Genomic DNA, 15,425 nt, shown 5'->3' with positions numbered 1-15,425 from the left:
GCAGCCCGCTGCGGCAGCTTCGGTTTCACGGCCCGAAGCCGGGTCTGAGAGCGGATCGCCGGGGCGGTTTCCACGGATAGGCCTGCCTGATTCGTATTAATTTCGCCACACTGTTGTGGCGACGCATCAGCCATGGCGTGGCTTCGACGTTCCAGACAATCGGCCGCCTCGGGAGACGACGTCTCACCGCAGGGCGAGGTCGAACCGCATACCCTTCGGGCTGCGCCGCGCGGCCCCGGCTGGATCGGCGCGCTCGTCGTCACCACGGCCCTGGTCTCGGCCATCGCGACCTTCCTGATCCTCGCCGGCGTGATCCGGGTGACGCCGACGCCGACGATCGGCCTGACGCTGCTGGGCATCAACGTCTTCCTGGTCCTCAGCCTGTTCGTCATCATCGCCTGGGAGGCGCGGGTCTTCCTGCATGCGCGCCGGGCCAATGCGGCGGTGGCGCGCCTGCATACCCGCATCGTCGGCCTGTTCAGCCTCATCGCGATCCTGCCCACCGTGCTGCTGGCCGTCGTCGCGGCGGTGACGATCGATCGCGGCCTGTCCCTGGGCTTCACCGACCGCGTCCGCGACGTGGTGCTGAAATCCGTGGAGGTGGCCGACGCCTACCAGGAGAACCAGTGCCAGTCGCTCGCCCGCGAGATCCGCATCCTCACCGACGACCTCACGCGGGCGCGGCCGAATTTCGACGTGAACCGGCAATGGTTCGAGAACTTCCTGACCGCACGGGCGACCGCCCTCGGCCTGCCCGTCGCCGAGATCATGCGGGGGCCCAACGAAGTGGTGGCGCGGGCCAAGATCGACATCCTGAAGGAACGCAGGCTACCCTCCGCCGCGGCCTTCGAGGAGGCGGCCAAATCCAACGAGACGATCTGCCTGCGGCCGAGCGAGGGCCGGATCTTCGCGGCCCTACTGCAGATGCCCGCCTATGACGGGGCCGTCCTGCTGGTCCAGCGCGAGGTGAGCCAGCTCGCCGTCGACTTCCCCGGCGTCTCGCGGGCGGCGGCGGCGGAGTACCTCACCTACGATTCCCTCAAGCGCTCGATCCAGATCAGCTTCGCCTCGATCTTCGTGCTGATCGCCCTCATCGCCCTGCTCTCGGCGGTCTGGTTCGGCCTCAACTTCGCCAACCGGTTCGTGACGCCGATCCGCCGGCTCATCAACGCGGCCGATCAGGTCGCCTCGGGCAATTTCTACGCCCAGGTGCCGGCCCGGAAGAGCGACGGCGACCTCGCCCATCTCGGCGAGAGCTTCAACAAGATGACCCAGGAGCTGCGCCGCCAGCACGACGGGCTGACCGCCGCGAGCGAACTCATCGACCGCCGCCGCCGGTTCACGGAAGCGGTCCTTGCCGGGGTCTCCCCCGGCGTCATCGGCGTCGACGCGGCGGGCCTCGTCACCATCGCCAACCCCTCCATCGAGCGCACGCTGGGGCTCAGGGCGGATACCATCATCGGCAAGCCGCTGATCCAGGCCGTGCCCGAGCTCCAGGCCATCCTCCCGGAGGGCGGCGAGGGGCGCCTGCGCGCGCTCCAGCAGCAGATCCAGCTGACCCGCGACGGGCGCGAGCGCACGGTCACCGTGCGCGTCACCAGCGAACAGGCGCAAGGCGGCGCGCGCGGTTTCGTGGTGACCCTGGACGACATCACCGATCTCGTCACGGCCCAGCGCACCTCGGCCTGGGCGGACGTCGCCCGCCGCATCGCCCACGAGATCAAGAACCCGCTGACCCCGATCCAGCTCTCGGCCGAGCGCATCCGGCGCAAATACGGCAAGGTCATCGTCGCGGACAAGGACGTGTTCGACCAGTGCACGGCGACGATCATCCGCCAGGTGGACGAGATCAAGCGCATGGTCGACGAGTTTTCGTCCTTCGCGCGGATGCCGAAACCCGCCATCGCCCGGAACGACCTCAGCGAGATCGCCAAGCAGAACCTTTTCATGATGCGGGTGGCGCATCCGGACATGGATTTCGCCTTCACCGAGGCCGGGCAGGACCGCCTGCACGCCGCCTTCGACATCCGGCTCCTGTCGCAGGCGATCACCAACATCCTCAAGAACGCGGTGGAGGCCGTCTCCGCCGTGCCCGAGGCCGAACTCGGCAGGGGGCGGGTCGATCTGCGCCTCCTCGTCGAGGAGGGGTTCGCGGTGATCGAGATCACCGACAACGGCAAAGGCTTTCCCGTCGAGGGGCGCCAGCGGCTGCTCGAGCCCTATATGACCACGCGCGAGGGCGGCACCGGCCTCGGGCTCGCCATCGTCAGCAAGGTGCTCGAAGAGCATGGCGGCGGCATCGAACTGAACGACAATCCCGCGGGCAGGGGCGGGCGCGTGCGGATGCGCGTTCCCCTCGACACCCGGGAGACAACGCCGGAGGGGAAACCCTCCGCGCAGGCAGAGAAGGTTGCCGCACCGACGGCACCCCCAATCGCGGAGATGACGTCATGAGCGCCGATATTCTGATCGTCGACGATGAGGCCGACATCCGCGACCTCGTCGCCGGCATCCTCGACGACGAAGGCCACCGGACCCGGACGGCCGGAGGCTCCGACGAGGCGTTGGCCGCCATCGAGTCGCGCCGCCCCCACCTCGTCTTCCTCGACATCTGGCTGCAGGGCTCCCGCCTCGACGGCTTGCAGGTGCTCGACCAGATCAAGCTCGGACATCCCGACCTGCCGGTGGTGATGATCTCGGGCCACGGCAACATCGAGACGGCGGTGGCCGCCATCAAGGCGGGCGCCTACGACTTCATCGAGAAGCCGTTCAAGGCCGACCGGCTGGTCCTGGTGGCCGAACGCGCCCTCGAAGCCTCCCGCCTCAAGCGCGAGGTCCGCGACCTCAAGGCGCGCTCCGGCCAGGCGAGCCGCCTCGTGGGCGGGTCCGTGGCGGTCAACCAGCTGCGCCAGACGGTGGAGCGGGTCGCACCCACCAATGCGCGGGTGATGATCCTCGGCGCCCCGGGTTCCGGCAAGGAACTCTCGGCGCGGACCCTCCACGCCTCGTCGTCCCGCGCCAGCGGGCCCTTTGTCGTCATCAACGCGGCGATGATCACGCCCGAGACCATGGAAGCGGAACTGTTCGGCGTCGAGGCCGGCGAGGGCCGCGTCCGCCGGGTCGGCGCCCTGGAGGAGGCCCATGGCGGCTCCCTCTATATCGACGAGATCGCCGACATGCCGCGGGAAACCCAGAACCGCATCCTGCGGGTGCTGGTGGACCAGAACTTCCAGCGCGTCGGCGGCACCACCCGCGTCCATGTGGACGTGCGCATCATCTCCTCCTCGTCGCGCGACCTGGCCGAGGAGATCTCCGCGGGCCGCTTCCGCGAGGACCTGTTCCACCGCCTCTCGGTGGTGCCGATCCGGGTTCCGTCCCTGTCCGAGCGGCGCGAGGACGTGCCCGAACTCATCAACTTCTTCATGGAGCAGATCTCGGCCGCCACCGGCCTCGCCCGCCGGCGCATCGCGGAGGACGCCATGGCGGTGCTGCAATCGCACGACTGGCCCGGCAACATCCGTCAGCTGCGCAACAACGTCGAGCGGCTGATGATCCTCACCCATACCGACCCGGAGCAGGAGGTGACCTCGGAGATGCTGCCCACCGAGATCGGCGCCCTGGTTCCGACGACGCCGAACGGGGCGGGGGGCGAGAAACTGATGAACCTGGCCTTGCGTGAGGCGAGGGAGATCTTCGAGCGCGAGTATTTGATCGCGCAGATTGCACGATTCTCGGGAAACATATCGCGGACCGCCGAGTTCATCGGCATGGAACGCTCCGCCCTGCACCGCAAGCTGAAGTCCCTCGGCATCGGACCTTGAGGGGCCGAACGACCTTCCTCTTGCATGTGGGTGGCATTGAACGTGTAATGGTCGAGGTTGCCCGGCCCGCCCGGTCTGCTTCGCATGCGAACCAACAAGAACCCGCCAGTCACGGCGGGCGGCAGGTTTCTAAGAAGGATTAATAAAAAATGGCGGGCGAACGCGCTCAGAACCTGCAGGACACGTTTCTCAATCATGTCCGCAAGAACAAGATCCCGCTTACGATCTTCCTCGTCAACGGCGTCAAGCTTCAGGGCGTCGTGACCTGGTTCGACAACTTCTGTGTCCTCCTGCGACGGGACGGGCATTCGCAGCTCGTCTACAAGCACGCGATTTCGACGATCATGCCCGGCCACCCGGTTCAGTTGTTCGAGCCGGACGAGACGGCGCCCGAGAAGGCCTGAGGCGAGGTCGGCAGTCTCCGTCCGTCGAGACGCTGCCGGACATCTGATGCCGAACGTCGAACGAGGACCGAAGACTGCCCTTGTTTGACGTCGGCAAAGGCCCATTCTCCTCATCTTCAAGGGACAGGGTCGAACCGATTTTCATGACGCAGATGACAACGCCGGGCGAAGCCCGGCTCCAGGCGATGGCCGCTCCCGAAGGCGAGATCGCGGCCGCGACCCATACGCTGGTGATCGGCCCCTATCTCACCCGTGCCGCCGGCCCCCGGACGGGCGGCGGACCGGCCGACGTGACGCGCTCCAGCGAGGCACGGATCGACGAGGCGGCGGGTCTCGCCGTGGCCATCGAGTTGGACGTCACCGAGGCGATCATCGCGCCGGTCTCGCGCATCCGCCCCTCCACCTATCTCGGCAAGGGCCGGGTCGAAGAGCTCGCCGGCCGGATCAAGGCCGAGGAGATCGGCCTCGTGGTGATGGATTGCGCCCTGTCGCCCGTGCAGCAGCGCAACCTCGAGAAGGCGTTCGGCTGCAAGGTCATCGACCGCACCGGACTCATCCTCGAAATCTTCGGCCGGCGCGCCTCGACCCGCGAGGGCACCCTGCAGGTGGAACACGCCCATCTCGCCTACCAGCGCAGCCGCCTCGTGCGGTCCTGGACCCACCTGGAACGGCAGCGCGGCGGCTTCGGCTTCCTCGGCGGCCCCGGCGAGACCCAGATCGAGGCCGACCGCCGGATGATCCAGGAGCGGATGACGAAGATCGAGCGTGAGCTCGACAGCGTCACCCGGACGCGCGGCCTGCACCGGGAGAGCCGGGCGCGGGTGCCGTATCCGATCGTCGCCCTCGTCGGCTACACCAATGCCGGCAAGTCGACGCTGTTCAACGCGTTGACCAAGGCCGAGGTGATGGCCAAGGACATGCTGTTCGCCACCCTCGACCCGACCGCGCGCGCGACGAAGCTGCCGCATGGGGAGACGGTGATCCTGTCCGACACGGTGGGATTCATCTCGGAACTGCCCACGGCCCTCATCGCCGCCTTCCGCGCCACCCTGGAGGACGTGATCGAGGCCGATATCCTGCTCCATGTCCGCGACGTCAGCCACGTCGATTCGGAGGCGCAGGCGGAGGATGTCGGCGAGGTCCTGCGCGAACTCGGGATCGAGACCACGGCCGAGCGGATCATCGAGGTCTGGAACAAGGCCGACCTCCTCGACGATTCGGAGCGGACACGCCTCCTCAACCTGAGCGCCCAGGGGCGCAACGACCGGGACAGCGACGTGCCGATCCTGGTCTCGGCCCTCACGGGCGAGGGCCTGGCGGCCCTGTCGGGCCGGATCGAGGCGCGGATCGCCAGGCGGCGTTCCACCTTCGCCGTCACCCTCGCGCCCGAGGACGGTGCAGCGCTCAACTGGCTCTACGAGAATGCCGAGGTCCTCGACCGCCGCTCCGAGGAGGCCGGCACGATCCACCTCGCCATCCGCGTGGCGCCGGAGAAGGAGCCGCGCTTCCTCAACCGCTTCTCCAGCGCGCGCAAGCTGAGCCGCGCGGATTAGGCGGAGGAGCGGGCCTTTCGTGGAGGTGCGGACGGGCGATGGTCCCTCCGCGACCGCGGGGGTCTCATCGAAAGCCCCATAAAAAAACCCCGGCTCCGGGGAGACGGGGTGAGAGTTTCGGGTTCGAAAAGACGTCCTGTCCCGCGTCTCACCGCCCCCGACCCATGGGTCGGGGGCGGTGAGGTCCGGTATTACGGCTGCAGCACGCCGTTGATGACGTGGATCACGCCGTTCGACTGCATCACGTTGGCGATGGTCACCTTGGCGGTGTTGCCTTTGGTGTCGGTGAGGTACACGGCCTTGCCCTTGGTCTGGACCACGAGCGGGGTGCCCTGCACGGTTTTGATCTGACCTTCACCGCCGCCGTCCTTGGCGATCTTCATGAGATCCTTGGCGGTCAGGGTGCCGGGGACGACGTGATAGGTCAGGATCGCGGTGAGCGTCGCCTTGTTCTCGGGCTTCACCAGGGTCTCGACGGTGCCGGCCGGCAGCTTGGCGAAGGCGGCGTTGGTGGGCGCGAAGACGGTGAAGGGGCCGGGGCCGGAGAGGGTGTCGACGAGGCCGGCGGCTTTCACGGCGGCGACGAGGGTGGTGTGGTCCTTCGAGTTGACGGCGTTCTCGACGATGGTCTTCGACGCATACATCGGAGCGCCGCCGACGGTCGGGTTCTTGGCGAGGGCGGCCACCGGGAAAGCGGCACCCATGGTGAAGGCGAGGGCGACGGCGGCGAAGGTGGAGGCTGCGGGGCGACGGGCGTTGGTCATGGAGCGTTCCTCTCGAGCTAAGCCCCTTCGGAGGGGGTCGTCGCTCGTTACGGAGCCCGGACGAGGAAAGTTTCGGGAACGCTGCGGAACGTCGTGCATCCGCGCGGTACGCGGGGATCGAGCGTCTCACTTCGACTCAAGATCGTTCGCCGATAGTGAGATCCGGCAAAGCAAAAGCCCGCCCGACCTGGAGGTCGGACGGGCTTTCGTGATCCGGAGAGCGGCGAGGACAAGCCTCGCCGCCGATCCTGAGATCAGTACTTGCGGATGATCGGGGCCGGAGCAGCGGCGACCGGGGTCGGCGAGTACAGCGGAACGATCAGGCGGCCCGAGATCTCGGTGCTGTCGAAGCTGGTGGTCGCGACGGTGCGGGCGACGTAGACCTGCGCGGTGGCGAAGCCGAAGTCGTAGCCGACGAGGCCGCCCATCAGGAACCGGCCGCGATCGTTGAGGGCGGCGTTGATGATGCCGGCAGCCTTGGCGCCGGTGTCGAAGTTGACGGTGCCGTAGGCGATGGCGCCGATCTCGAACTTGCCGAACTTCTTGGTGGCGGTCAGGTCGAGGTTGAGGGAGTCGGAGAGGGAGTAAACCGTAGAAAAGCCAGCCCGGTTGGGGTCACGGCCGCCGCCGAAGGACGAGGGCGAGTCGTAGATGTTGGCGGTGAGGTTGGCGGTCAGGTTCCAGCCGTCGCCGGTGTAGCTGCCGGCAACGCCGAAGCGGTAGGTGTTCGACGAGAGCTGGGGCAGCACTGCCGTGGAGGCGACCACACCGTTATTCTGCACGAGGACGCCGCGGTCGCCGTTGAGCTCGTTCAGATAGACACCGCCGAGCAAGCTGACGCCGAAGTTGTTGCCGAGGTCGAAGGCCCAGATACCGCCGACGAAGGTGCCGACGTTGATCGAGAGATCGCGCAGGCCGGTAGCTCCACCGCGGTTGCCGAAGGCGAACACGGTCGGGGGAGCGACGAGCAGCTCAACACGACCACCGAACGGCACGAACGGGGTCGACCAGACCAGCACGGGGATGTTGATCCCGACATCCAGAGCCGAATTGTCACGCGACTGATAAACGAAGGTGTTCAGGGCGTAGATGCCCTCGGGCAGCGGCGCGCCGGTGGCAAGGCCGACCTGCTCACCGGGAATCGTGGTGGTCTGTGCGTAGGAAGCCGTGGCGCTCATGCCCAAGGTCAGCGCCAGTGCGCCGGTGGCCAGCCAGTTCTTCGTCATTGTCTCGTCCTTCCCAAGGATTTCAGGCATTCGCCGCGCAGACCTACGAACCATCATGCCGAGTGCCGCGTTCTCGCGGCTTGCTGACATCTGGTGCGTAGGGCCCCCCTTGCGGCCCGAATTCGTGTCTCAACGCTGAGAACTATTCTACAGGTCGGACCGGATTGACAGTGCAATGCTTCGGATCGAGGCAGTTCCAAATCCACCGTTGCGGAAAAGCCGCAATTTGGGCGCGGTGCAGCGCAAGGTTTTGTTAACTTTCTCAGCAGAATTGCGCCGGGCATGACGTCGCAACGAGCAACGGGTCGGCAAAATAACGCTGAATGGTCAAGCTGTTGCGACCGCTCGACGGGACGGGATGATTGCGCAATCACCGAAGGGGGTTTGCGCATCGCACGCCGCGGCCGCGGGCGGCCCGTGCACCGCAGCAAAGCCCTCGCTCCGCGAAACCGTCGAATCGAGCCCCGCCGTGGCGGGGCGGAACGCCTATTCCGCCGCGTCCCGGTTCTTGACGGCCACCTCGGCGAGGGGCCGGCGGGCCAGCACGTCGCGCAGGAACCGGCCGGTATGGCTCGCCCGCGACTTGGCGATCTGCTCCGGCGTGCCCTCGGCCACGACGATTCCACCGCCGTCGCCGCCCTCGGGACCCATGTCGATGACCCAGTCGGCGGTCTTGATGACCTCGAGGTTGTGCTCGATCACCACGACGGTGTTGCCCTGGTCCACGAGCTCATGGAGCACCTCCATGAGCTTGGCGACGTCGTGGAAATGCAGGCCGGTGGTCGGCTCGTCGAGGATGTAGAGGGTGCGGCCGGTGGCGCGCTTGGACAGCTCCTTCGACAGCTTCACCCGCTGCGCCTCGCCGCCGGACAGGGTGGTGGCCTGCTGCCCGACCTTGACGTAGCCGAGGCCGACGCGGGCGAGAGTCTCCATCTTCTCGCGGATGGTGGGCACCGCCTTGAACAGGTCGGCGGCCTCCTCGACGGTCATGTCGAGGACGTCGGCGATGGAGTGGTTGCGGTACTTCACCGCCAGGGTCTCGCGGTCGTAGCGGCGGCCCTTGCAGACGTCGCAGGTGACGTAGACGTCCGGCAGGAAGTGCATCTCGATCTTGATGACGCCGTCGCCCGAACAGGCCTCGCAGCGCCCGCCCTTCACGTTGAAGGAGAAGCGCCCGGCCTGATAGCCCCGCGCCTTGGCCTCGGGCAGGCCGGCGAACCAGTCGCGGATCGGGGTGAAGGCGCCGGTATAGGTGGCCGGGTTCGAGCGCGGCGTGCGCCCGATCGGCGACTGGTCGATGTCGATGACCTTGTCGAGATTCTCGAGCCCGTCGAGGCGCTCGTACGGAGCGGGATGCTCCATGGCGCCGTTGAGGGACTTGGCCACCGCCTTGTACAGGGTGTCGATGATCAGGGTGGACTTGCCGCCCCCCGAGACCCCGGAGACGCAGGTGAAGGTCCCGAGGGGGATGTCGACGCTCACGTCCTTGAGGTTGTTTCCCCGGGCGCCGACGAGGGTGAGCTTGCCCTTCCTCGCCTTGCGCCGGGCGGCGGGCACCCGCACGCTCATCTCGCCGGTGAGGTATTTCGCCGTCAGGGAGTCCGGGTGCTTCAGCACCTCCTCCGGCGTGCCCTGGGCGATGATCCGGCCGCCATGGATGCCGGCACCGGGGCCGACATCGACCACGTAGTCGGCCTGGAGAATCGCGTCCTCGTCGTGCTCGACCACGATGACCGAATTGCCGAGGTCGCGTAAGCGTTTCAGCGTGCCGAGCAAGCGTTCATTGTCGCGCTGGTGCAGGCCGATCGAGGGCTCGTCGAGCACGTAGAGCACGCCGGTGAGCCCCGAACCGATCTGCGAGGCGAGGCGGATGCGCTGGCTCTCGCCGCCAGAGAGCGAGCCCGAGCCGCGCGCCAGGGTGAGGTAGTCGAGGCCCACATCCACCAGGAAGGTGAGCCGGTCGCGGATCTCCTTGAGGATGCGGAACGCGATCTCGTTCTGCTTCGGCGTCAGCTTCTCGGAGAGTTCGGAGAACCAGCGGTGCGCCTCGCGCACGGAGAGCGCCGTGACGTCGCCGATGTCCTGCATGGCGACCTTCACCGCCAGGGCCTCGATCTTGAGGCGCTTGCCGCCGCAGGAGGCGCAGGGGGTCTCGCTCATGAAGCGGGCGATGTCGTCGCGGGACGCATCGCTTTCGGTCTCCTTGTAGCGCCGCTCCAGGTTCGGGATCACGCCCTCGAACGGCTTGTTCACCTCGTAGGCGCGCATGCCGTCATTGTAGGCAAACCGGATCGACTCCCGGCCGGAGCCGTAGAGGATCACCGTGTGGGCGGTCTCGGGCAGGTCGGACCAGGGCACGCCGGTCTTGAAACCGTAATGCTTGGCCAGGGCGTCGAGGGTCTGGCCGTAGTAGGGCGAGGTGGATTTCGCCCAGGGGCCGACAGCGCCGCGCTTGAGGCTGAGCTTGGCGTCGGAGATCACCAGTTCGGGATCGATCCGCATCTCGTGGCCGATGCCGCCGCAGGTCGGGCAGGCGCCGAACGGGTTGTTGAACGAGAACAGGCGCGGCTCGATCTCGGCGATGGTGAAGCCGGAGACCGGGCAGGCGAAACGCGACGAGAAGGTGATCGTCTCCCCCTCGGCCGGATCGGCGAATTCGATCAGGGCGATGCCGTCGGCCAGTTCCAGGGCGGTCTCGAAGGAATCGGCCAGCCGCGCGGCGATGTCGGCGCGGACCACGAGGCGGTCCACCACCACGTCGATGTCGTGCTTGAGCTTCTTGTCGAGCTTGGGCGCATCGTCGATCGGGTAGTACTCGCCGTCGATGCGAAGGCGCTGAAACCCCTTCTTCTGGAACTCGGCGATCTCCTTGCGGTACTCGCCCTTGCGGCCCCGGACGACGGGGGCGAGGAGATACAGCCGGCTCTTCTCCGGCAGGGCCAGCACCCGGTCCACCATCTGGCTCACGGTCTGGCTCTCGATCGGCAGGCCGGTGGCGGGCGAGTAGGGGATGCCGACCCGCGCCCAGAGCAGGCGCATGTAATCGTAGATCTCGGTCACCGTCCCCACGGTGGAGCGCGGGTTCTTCGACGTCGTCTTCTGCTCGATGGAGATGGCGGGCGAGAGCCCGTCGATCTGGTCGACATCGGGCTTCGACATCATCTCGAGGAATTGGCGGGCATAGGCCGAGAGCGATTCGACGTAGCGCCGCTGCCCTTCCGCATAGATCGTGTCGAAGGCCAGCGACGACTTGCCCGACCCCGAGAGACCGGTGAACACCACGAGCTTGTCGCGCGGGATCGTGAGATCGATGTTCTTGAGGTTGTGCTCGCGCGCGCCGCGCACGGCGATGACGCGGCGATCGGGACTGCCCTCGAACAGCTTCTCGATCCGCGCCTCGACGCTCTCGGCCTCGGCTCGTGCTTTCTTGGCGACTTTGGCTTTGGCCATGAGGTCTCATCGGATGCAAGGCATGGCCGCTCGCCGCGAGATGGCCAGGAAAGCGCTCCGACCATCCGGAGAGGGTTTCGGAACTCTTCCACAACTCGCCGGGACTTGCGGCGTTCAAACGCTCCGATAGCTAGAACGAAAAGAGTACGACCGCAACAACCGGTCCCTCATCGTGAAGGATTGCCCCGGGCCACCCCCGATCGTCGGTTCAATCGACTGGCGGTCCGAAAGGGGCAATCTTCGGATTCGAGAAGGGGCCCTGAAACGGGCCGTCCGATGGGAGGCTCGCAATGGCGCTTGCCCGAACCTGAACGGCGTAGAGATTCCGACGCGGATCCACAGCGATCACGCCGAAGGAACGGTCGATCGCTCCCGCCTTCACGCCCAACGCTTTGGCAGCCTGGGCTATGCCCGGTTTTGTCCCGGGAATCGCGACCGTCATCGTCACCATTCTGGAATCGGCCATTGGATTCCTACAGACCGTAATGAGCCGCGACCGCGAGCGGCCGAATGATACCGCACCCGTAATCGGCATTCCAACCGGGGACAGGAACACCGTTGGCCTTCGCCTTGAACGCCGACATCAAACCGGGCGGGGGTTCGGCAAAAGAGTTCAGTCTGGTGCGCATCGCTGCCACACATCCTGCCGCAACGGCACTGGCTGCGGAGGTTCCGGAATCTGGACTACCCGTCCCGAATGCTTCGGATCCGAGAAAATGAGTGTAGGCCGTTACATCCGGCTTGTCATGCACCATCCCTGCAATTCCCGGGCCTTGCGATGAGTAGCCCGCCCTGACGTCGTGGATATCGCAGCCGGCAATCGTCATGACGTCCGGATGCGCATTGGCTCCCACGATGGTGTTCGCCGTTACACCTTGACACCTGCGGTCGGGGCAGGGCGACCCACAATTTCCGGCCGAGAAGAGGAGGTCAGCCCCGGCGCGGGACAAGGTTCCGACGATCAGGTTGAACGGGTGATTGGGATTGTTCGCATAGCGACCCGGATGGCCCGCAGGAAAATCCCAACTCGAATGGTACAACCCCCAGCTGTTATTGACGACGAGGCCTTTGAATTTCCAGGAGGGCGCCGACAACCTAGTCAGGAGATAGGAATAAGCGAGGATCGCGTTGCTGAGGAGGCCGTCCATCACGTTGCCCCCCTGCCGCGTCGACGTCAGGATCGGAAAATCGAGAAGCGTGGCGTTCGGGGCTGCGATCAAGGCATCGTAGGCGCACATGGTGCCGTGACCGATGGCATGGTGCCCCGGGGCAGCGCCACCGCGGAGGGGCGACCAGGACAGCGACGATCGAAACTTCGCCTTAAGTCCACGATTGCGCAGATGCGCGATGTTGATGCCGGAATCCATGACGGCGACAGCCACGCCCTTGCCGTCCAATCCCTTCGCCCGCAGCGCGGCGACATCGAGGTGTCGAGCGACGTCGACTGTCGTTCCAAGGGGCGGCGAGCCTGCGCAGACCGTGAACGCGCCGATCTCCGGGTCGGCGAAAATGCCCACCCCATCCTCTCGCCCTTCGGCTTCCCCGATTCGGTCGACATCGATCGTACCGCGTGTCACGAACAAGGGCGCAGACGCCGGATTGGCCGCCGCCAGATCGATGGCCGCCAACGTCGCGCCGGGGATCGGCAGGGCTGGAAACCGTTCATCCAGGATGAGGCCGCCCTTGTCGGGTGCTCCCTCCAAGACCAGACCGCCCGCCCCAGCAGCGAAAGCCTCAATGGCGGAAGCGCGCAACCCATCCGCCTGCGGGAATGTCACCAGAACCGATACCCGCATCGACCGTTCGCCAACCTAAGAGTGATAAAAATTCATCCTCTAGGTTGCAAACGGACACGTCCAGAACATTCTTGGAGCGGCCCTCAGAAAAGTGAGGGCGCGTTCCGTGACGCGGGAGACACGGGACCCTTTCGACGCGCAGCCACGGTGGAAACGCGACATGCCGGTCCTGCGGCCTTGGCAAGCGGCAACGATCAGATCGGGTGAGAGGCCGGCACCGGACACCACGGACGGCACATATCACCGGGTAGAAGCAGCCTCGTCCGGTTCCAGCCGGATGTCGCGCTGCGAGGATCGGAGCCGCCGAGCGTTCCGCCGCTAAAGCCCCCCCTGGAACCCAGAGAGTGGCGCCGTGACCCGGCAGACCAGGCCGTCCGGTTCGTAGGCGAGGGAGACCTCGCCGCCGACGGCACCGGCAAGGCCGCGCTCGATGAGGCGCGAGCCGAAGCCCTTGCGGGTCGGGGGATGCACGGGCGGGCCGCCGCGCTCGGACCATGTGAGGTGGATCGTGTCGTCCTCGTCCGCCGCGACGCTCCACGCCACGGTGACGCGGCCGTCCGGCCGGGAGAGGGCGCCGTACTTGGCGGCATTGGTGGCGAGTTCGTGCACCATCAGGGCGAGGGACAGCGCCGCCTTCGAGCCGATGACGATGTCGGGGCCCGACAGGTGGAACCGGCCGGGCTGCTGGTCGTCGTGCAGCGACAGGGCGCTCGTCAGCACCGCCGCGATCTCCGCGCTCTCCCGCTGTCCCGTCAGCAGGATGTCGTGGGCCTTGCCCAGGGCGATCAGGCGCTCGGCGAGCGCATGCTTGGCGGCCTCGATGTCGGTGACGTTGCGCAGGCTCTGCGAGGCGATCGCCTGAACCATCGCCAGGGTGTTCTTCATGCGATGGCTGAGTTCGCGGTTGAGGATGCGCTGCTGCTCGTCCGCCTCGATCCGGGTCAGCCCGCTCCAGGCCCGCTCCGCCACGTCGCGAACGAAATCGACCTCGGTCTGGGTCCAGGCGCGCGGCGACGCCTCCGTCGCATAGAGCACGCCGACGAGGCGGCCGCGCTGGAGCAGGGGGACGGAGATCACCGCCCGGACGCCCTGGGCGATGTAGAGGGCCGCGTCCGAGTCGAGTTCGGGCGCGGAGGCGAGATCGGCCACGGCGAGGACCTCGCCGCGCCGCAGGCTGGCGACGCTCGCGGGGTACTCGTCCAGCGGCAGGGTCCGGCTCGGAGAGGTCTGTCCGTCGGACGACCACGAATGCGCGACGGTCACCAGGCCGGCCGGCAGGTCGACCATGCCGTAGCCGGCGCGCGTGGTGCCCAGGGTCCGGCCCAGGATCTCCGCCGTCATCGCCACGACATCCGCGTTCGAGCGCAGTTCGCGCAGGCGGTCGCCCAGGCTGAGGAGGGCGTCACGGCGTGCATCCGCGCGTCTCTCCTCGGTGATGTCCTCGATCATCGCCATGGCGTGGACTTCATCGCCCAGGGTCTGCGAGACCAGGTTGACCCGCGCCCAGATGAGCCGACCGTCCCGCCTGCGGTAGCGCTTCTCGAAGCGGTCCTGCAGGGTCTCGCCGGTGGCCAGCCGCCGATGCAGGGCCTCGCGCTCGCCCGCATCCTCGGCGGGCGTCCATTGGGCGAGGGAGCAGCCGACGATCTCGGATTCCGGCGCGCCCCAGATCTCGCAGAGCTTGGCGTTGACCCTCAATGCGAGGACACTGCGGGGATCGAACTGGACGATCCCGATATTGGCGCCCTCGAACACCGCGCGGAACTGAGCCTCCAGCTGGGTCCGCATGGTGACGTCGAGCATCGCACCGACCATCCGCAGCGGCGTGCCCGAAGCGGCGCGGACGAGATACCCGCGATCCAGCACATCCGCGTAGCCGCCGCCGCCCTTGAGGAAGCGGTACTGGTGGCTCCACAGGTGCGAGTCCCCTTCCAGGACGACGTTCAGACCGGCGGAGACCGCGGCCCGGTCGTCGGGATGGATGTTGCCGAGCCACCAGGCGGCGCCCGGGCCGACATGGGCCGGCGGCCAGCCATAGGAGGTCTCGAGCGCCTCGTTCCACACGACGGTGTCGTGCTCCAGATCCCAGTCCCAGACGACGTCGTTGGTCGCCTTGGCGACCAGCCGATAGCGCTCGTCGGTCGATCGCCGGGCGGAAGACGCCTCGCCATCGCCGACGCCCTCGGCCCCGTCGCGGGTCTCACCGGCCCTCGCCAGCACCAGCGAAGGACGAGCGCGACGACGTCCTCGGTGCGGTGGAGGTGTATTCGCATTGGTCATCGGATGCGGGTCAGACTCCGTCGATCGCCGTCACATGAGATGCAGTCGGTTCTGGCGGCGGACAAGTCTCGCCGCAAGATGACGCAATATCATCCCCCCATCTCCGCGTCGAAATCGAACCGAAATCTGGA

At 66.9% G+C, this 15,425-nt stretch carries 10 protein-coding genes; 4 read left to right on the top strand and 6 right to left on the bottom strand.

Annotated elements, in window-relative coordinates; translation table 11 throughout:
- Positions 1–132 precede the first annotated feature (132 nt).
- The 4 genes from MKK51_RS10615 to hflX all read left to right on the top strand — a co-directional run bounded on the left by MKK51_RS10615 (position 133) and on the right by hflX (position 5,778).
- Positions 133–2,454: a sensor histidine kinase NtrY-like gene (locus MKK51_RS10615; RefSeq protein ID WP_243976952.1), complete on the top strand. Its 2,322-nt coding sequence runs from the start codon at positions 133–135 to the stop codon at positions 2,452–2,454.
- Positions 2,451–3,821, top strand: a complete 1,371-nt coding sequence (locus tag MKK51_RS10610; protein WP_243976951.1) for a sigma-54-dependent transcriptional regulator — start codon at positions 2,451–2,453, stop codon at positions 3,819–3,821. Before MKK51_RS10615 ends, MKK51_RS10610 begins: the two co-directional genes overlap by 4 nt.
- Before the next feature lie 149 nt (positions 3,822–3,970).
- The gene (hfq, locus tag MKK51_RS10605; RefSeq protein ID WP_003600267.1) at positions 3,971–4,225 is read left to right on the top strand and encodes an RNA chaperone Hfq; all 255 of its coding nucleotides are present in this window, start codon (positions 3,971–3,973) and stop codon (positions 4,223–4,225) included.
- 143 nt (positions 4,226–4,368) lie between these two features.
- Positions 4,369–5,778, top strand: a complete 1,410-nt coding sequence (hflX, locus tag MKK51_RS10600) for a GTPase HflX (RefSeq protein ID WP_243976950.1) — start codon at positions 4,369–4,371, stop codon at positions 5,776–5,778.
- Positions 5,779–5,969: 191 nt separating this feature from the next.
- On the opposite strand, the gene MKK51_RS10595 is transcribed toward hflX, so the two are convergent.
- The 6 genes from MKK51_RS10595 to MKK51_RS10570 all read right to left on the bottom strand — a co-directional run bounded on the left by MKK51_RS10595 (position 5,970) and on the right by MKK51_RS10570 (position 15,234).
- Positions 5,970–6,482 carry a fasciclin domain-containing protein gene (locus MKK51_RS10595; RefSeq protein ID WP_243977010.1) on the bottom strand — a complete coding sequence of 171 codons (513 nt, stop codon included), beginning with the start codon at positions 6,480–6,482 and terminating at the stop codon, positions 5,970–5,972.
- A gap of 314 nt (positions 6,483–6,796) precedes the next feature.
- On the bottom strand, positions 6,797–7,768 hold the full coding sequence (locus MKK51_RS10590) for a transporter (RefSeq protein WP_243976949.1): 972 nt from the start codon (positions 7,766–7,768) through the stop codon (positions 6,797–6,799).
- Positions 7,769–8,254: 486 nt separating this feature from the next.
- A complete protein-coding gene (gene uvrA / locus MKK51_RS10585) occupies positions 8,255–11,218 on the bottom strand; it encodes an excinuclease ABC subunit UvrA (protein ID WP_243976948.1) in 2,964 nt (987 codons plus the stop codon).
- Positions 11,219–11,426: 208 nt separating this feature from the next.
- Positions 11,427–11,684, bottom strand: a complete 258-nt coding sequence (locus MKK51_RS10580) for a hypothetical protein (RefSeq protein ID WP_243976947.1) — start codon at positions 11,682–11,684, stop codon at positions 11,427–11,429.
- A 7-nt stretch (positions 11,685–11,691) separates the two neighbouring features.
- Positions 11,692–13,014 (bottom strand): S8 family serine peptidase, encoded by a 1,323-nt coding sequence (locus MKK51_RS10575; RefSeq protein WP_243976946.1) that lies wholly within the window; start codon positions 13,012–13,014, stop codon positions 11,692–11,694.
- 318 nt (positions 13,015–13,332) lie between these two features.
- Positions 13,333–15,234 carry a PAS domain S-box protein gene (locus MKK51_RS10570; protein WP_243976945.1) on the bottom strand — a complete coding sequence of 634 codons (1,902 nt, stop codon included), beginning with the start codon at positions 15,232–15,234 and terminating at the stop codon, positions 13,333–13,335.
- Positions 15,235–15,425 lie beyond the last annotated feature (191 nt).

It is taken from the genome of Methylobacterium sp. E-045 (assembly GCF_022829685.1).
In the GTDB taxonomy this organism is placed as follows: Bacteria; Pseudomonadota; Alphaproteobacteria; order Rhizobiales; family Beijerinckiaceae; genus Methylobacterium.
Note: the sequence above shows the minus strand (reverse complement) of the source record. Positions and strands in the feature narration are given on the sequence as shown.

What these genes read in the sequence shown, in the direction of transcription:
- MKK51_RS10615 (WP_243976952.1), top strand. Translation starts at nt 133, where the DNA reads ATGGCGTGGCTTCGACGTTCCAGACAATCGGCCGCCTCGGGAGACGAC.
- MKK51_RS10610 (WP_243976951.1), top strand. Translation starts at nt 2,451, where the DNA reads ATGAGCGCCGATATTCTGATCGTCGACGATGAGGCCGACATCCGCGAC.
- hfq (WP_003600267.1), top strand. Translation starts at nt 3,971, where the DNA reads ATGGCGGGCGAACGCGCTCAGAACCTGCAGGACACGTTTCTCAATCAT.
- hflX (WP_243976950.1), top strand. Translation starts at nt 4,369, where the DNA reads ATGACGCAGATGACAACGCCGGGCGAAGCCCGGCTCCAGGCGATGGCC.
- MKK51_RS10595 (WP_243977010.1), bottom strand. Translation starts at nt 6,482, where the DNA reads ATGGGTGCCGCTTTCCCGGTGGCCGCCCTCGCCAAGAACCCGACCGTC.
- MKK51_RS10590 (WP_243976949.1), bottom strand. Translation starts at nt 7,768, where the DNA reads ATGACGAAGAACTGGCTGGCCACCGGCGCACTGGCGCTGACCTTGGGC.
- uvrA (WP_243976948.1), bottom strand. Translation starts at nt 11,218, where the DNA reads ATGGCCAAAGCCAAAGTCGCCAAGAAAGCACGAGCCGAGGCCGAGAGC.
- MKK51_RS10580 (WP_243976947.1), bottom strand. Translation starts at nt 11,684, where the DNA reads ATGGCCGATTCCAGAATGGTGACGATGACGGTCGCGATTCCCGGGACA.
- MKK51_RS10575 (WP_243976946.1), bottom strand. Translation starts at nt 13,014, where the DNA reads ATGCGGGTATCGGTTCTGGTGACATTCCCGCAGGCGGATGGGTTGCGC.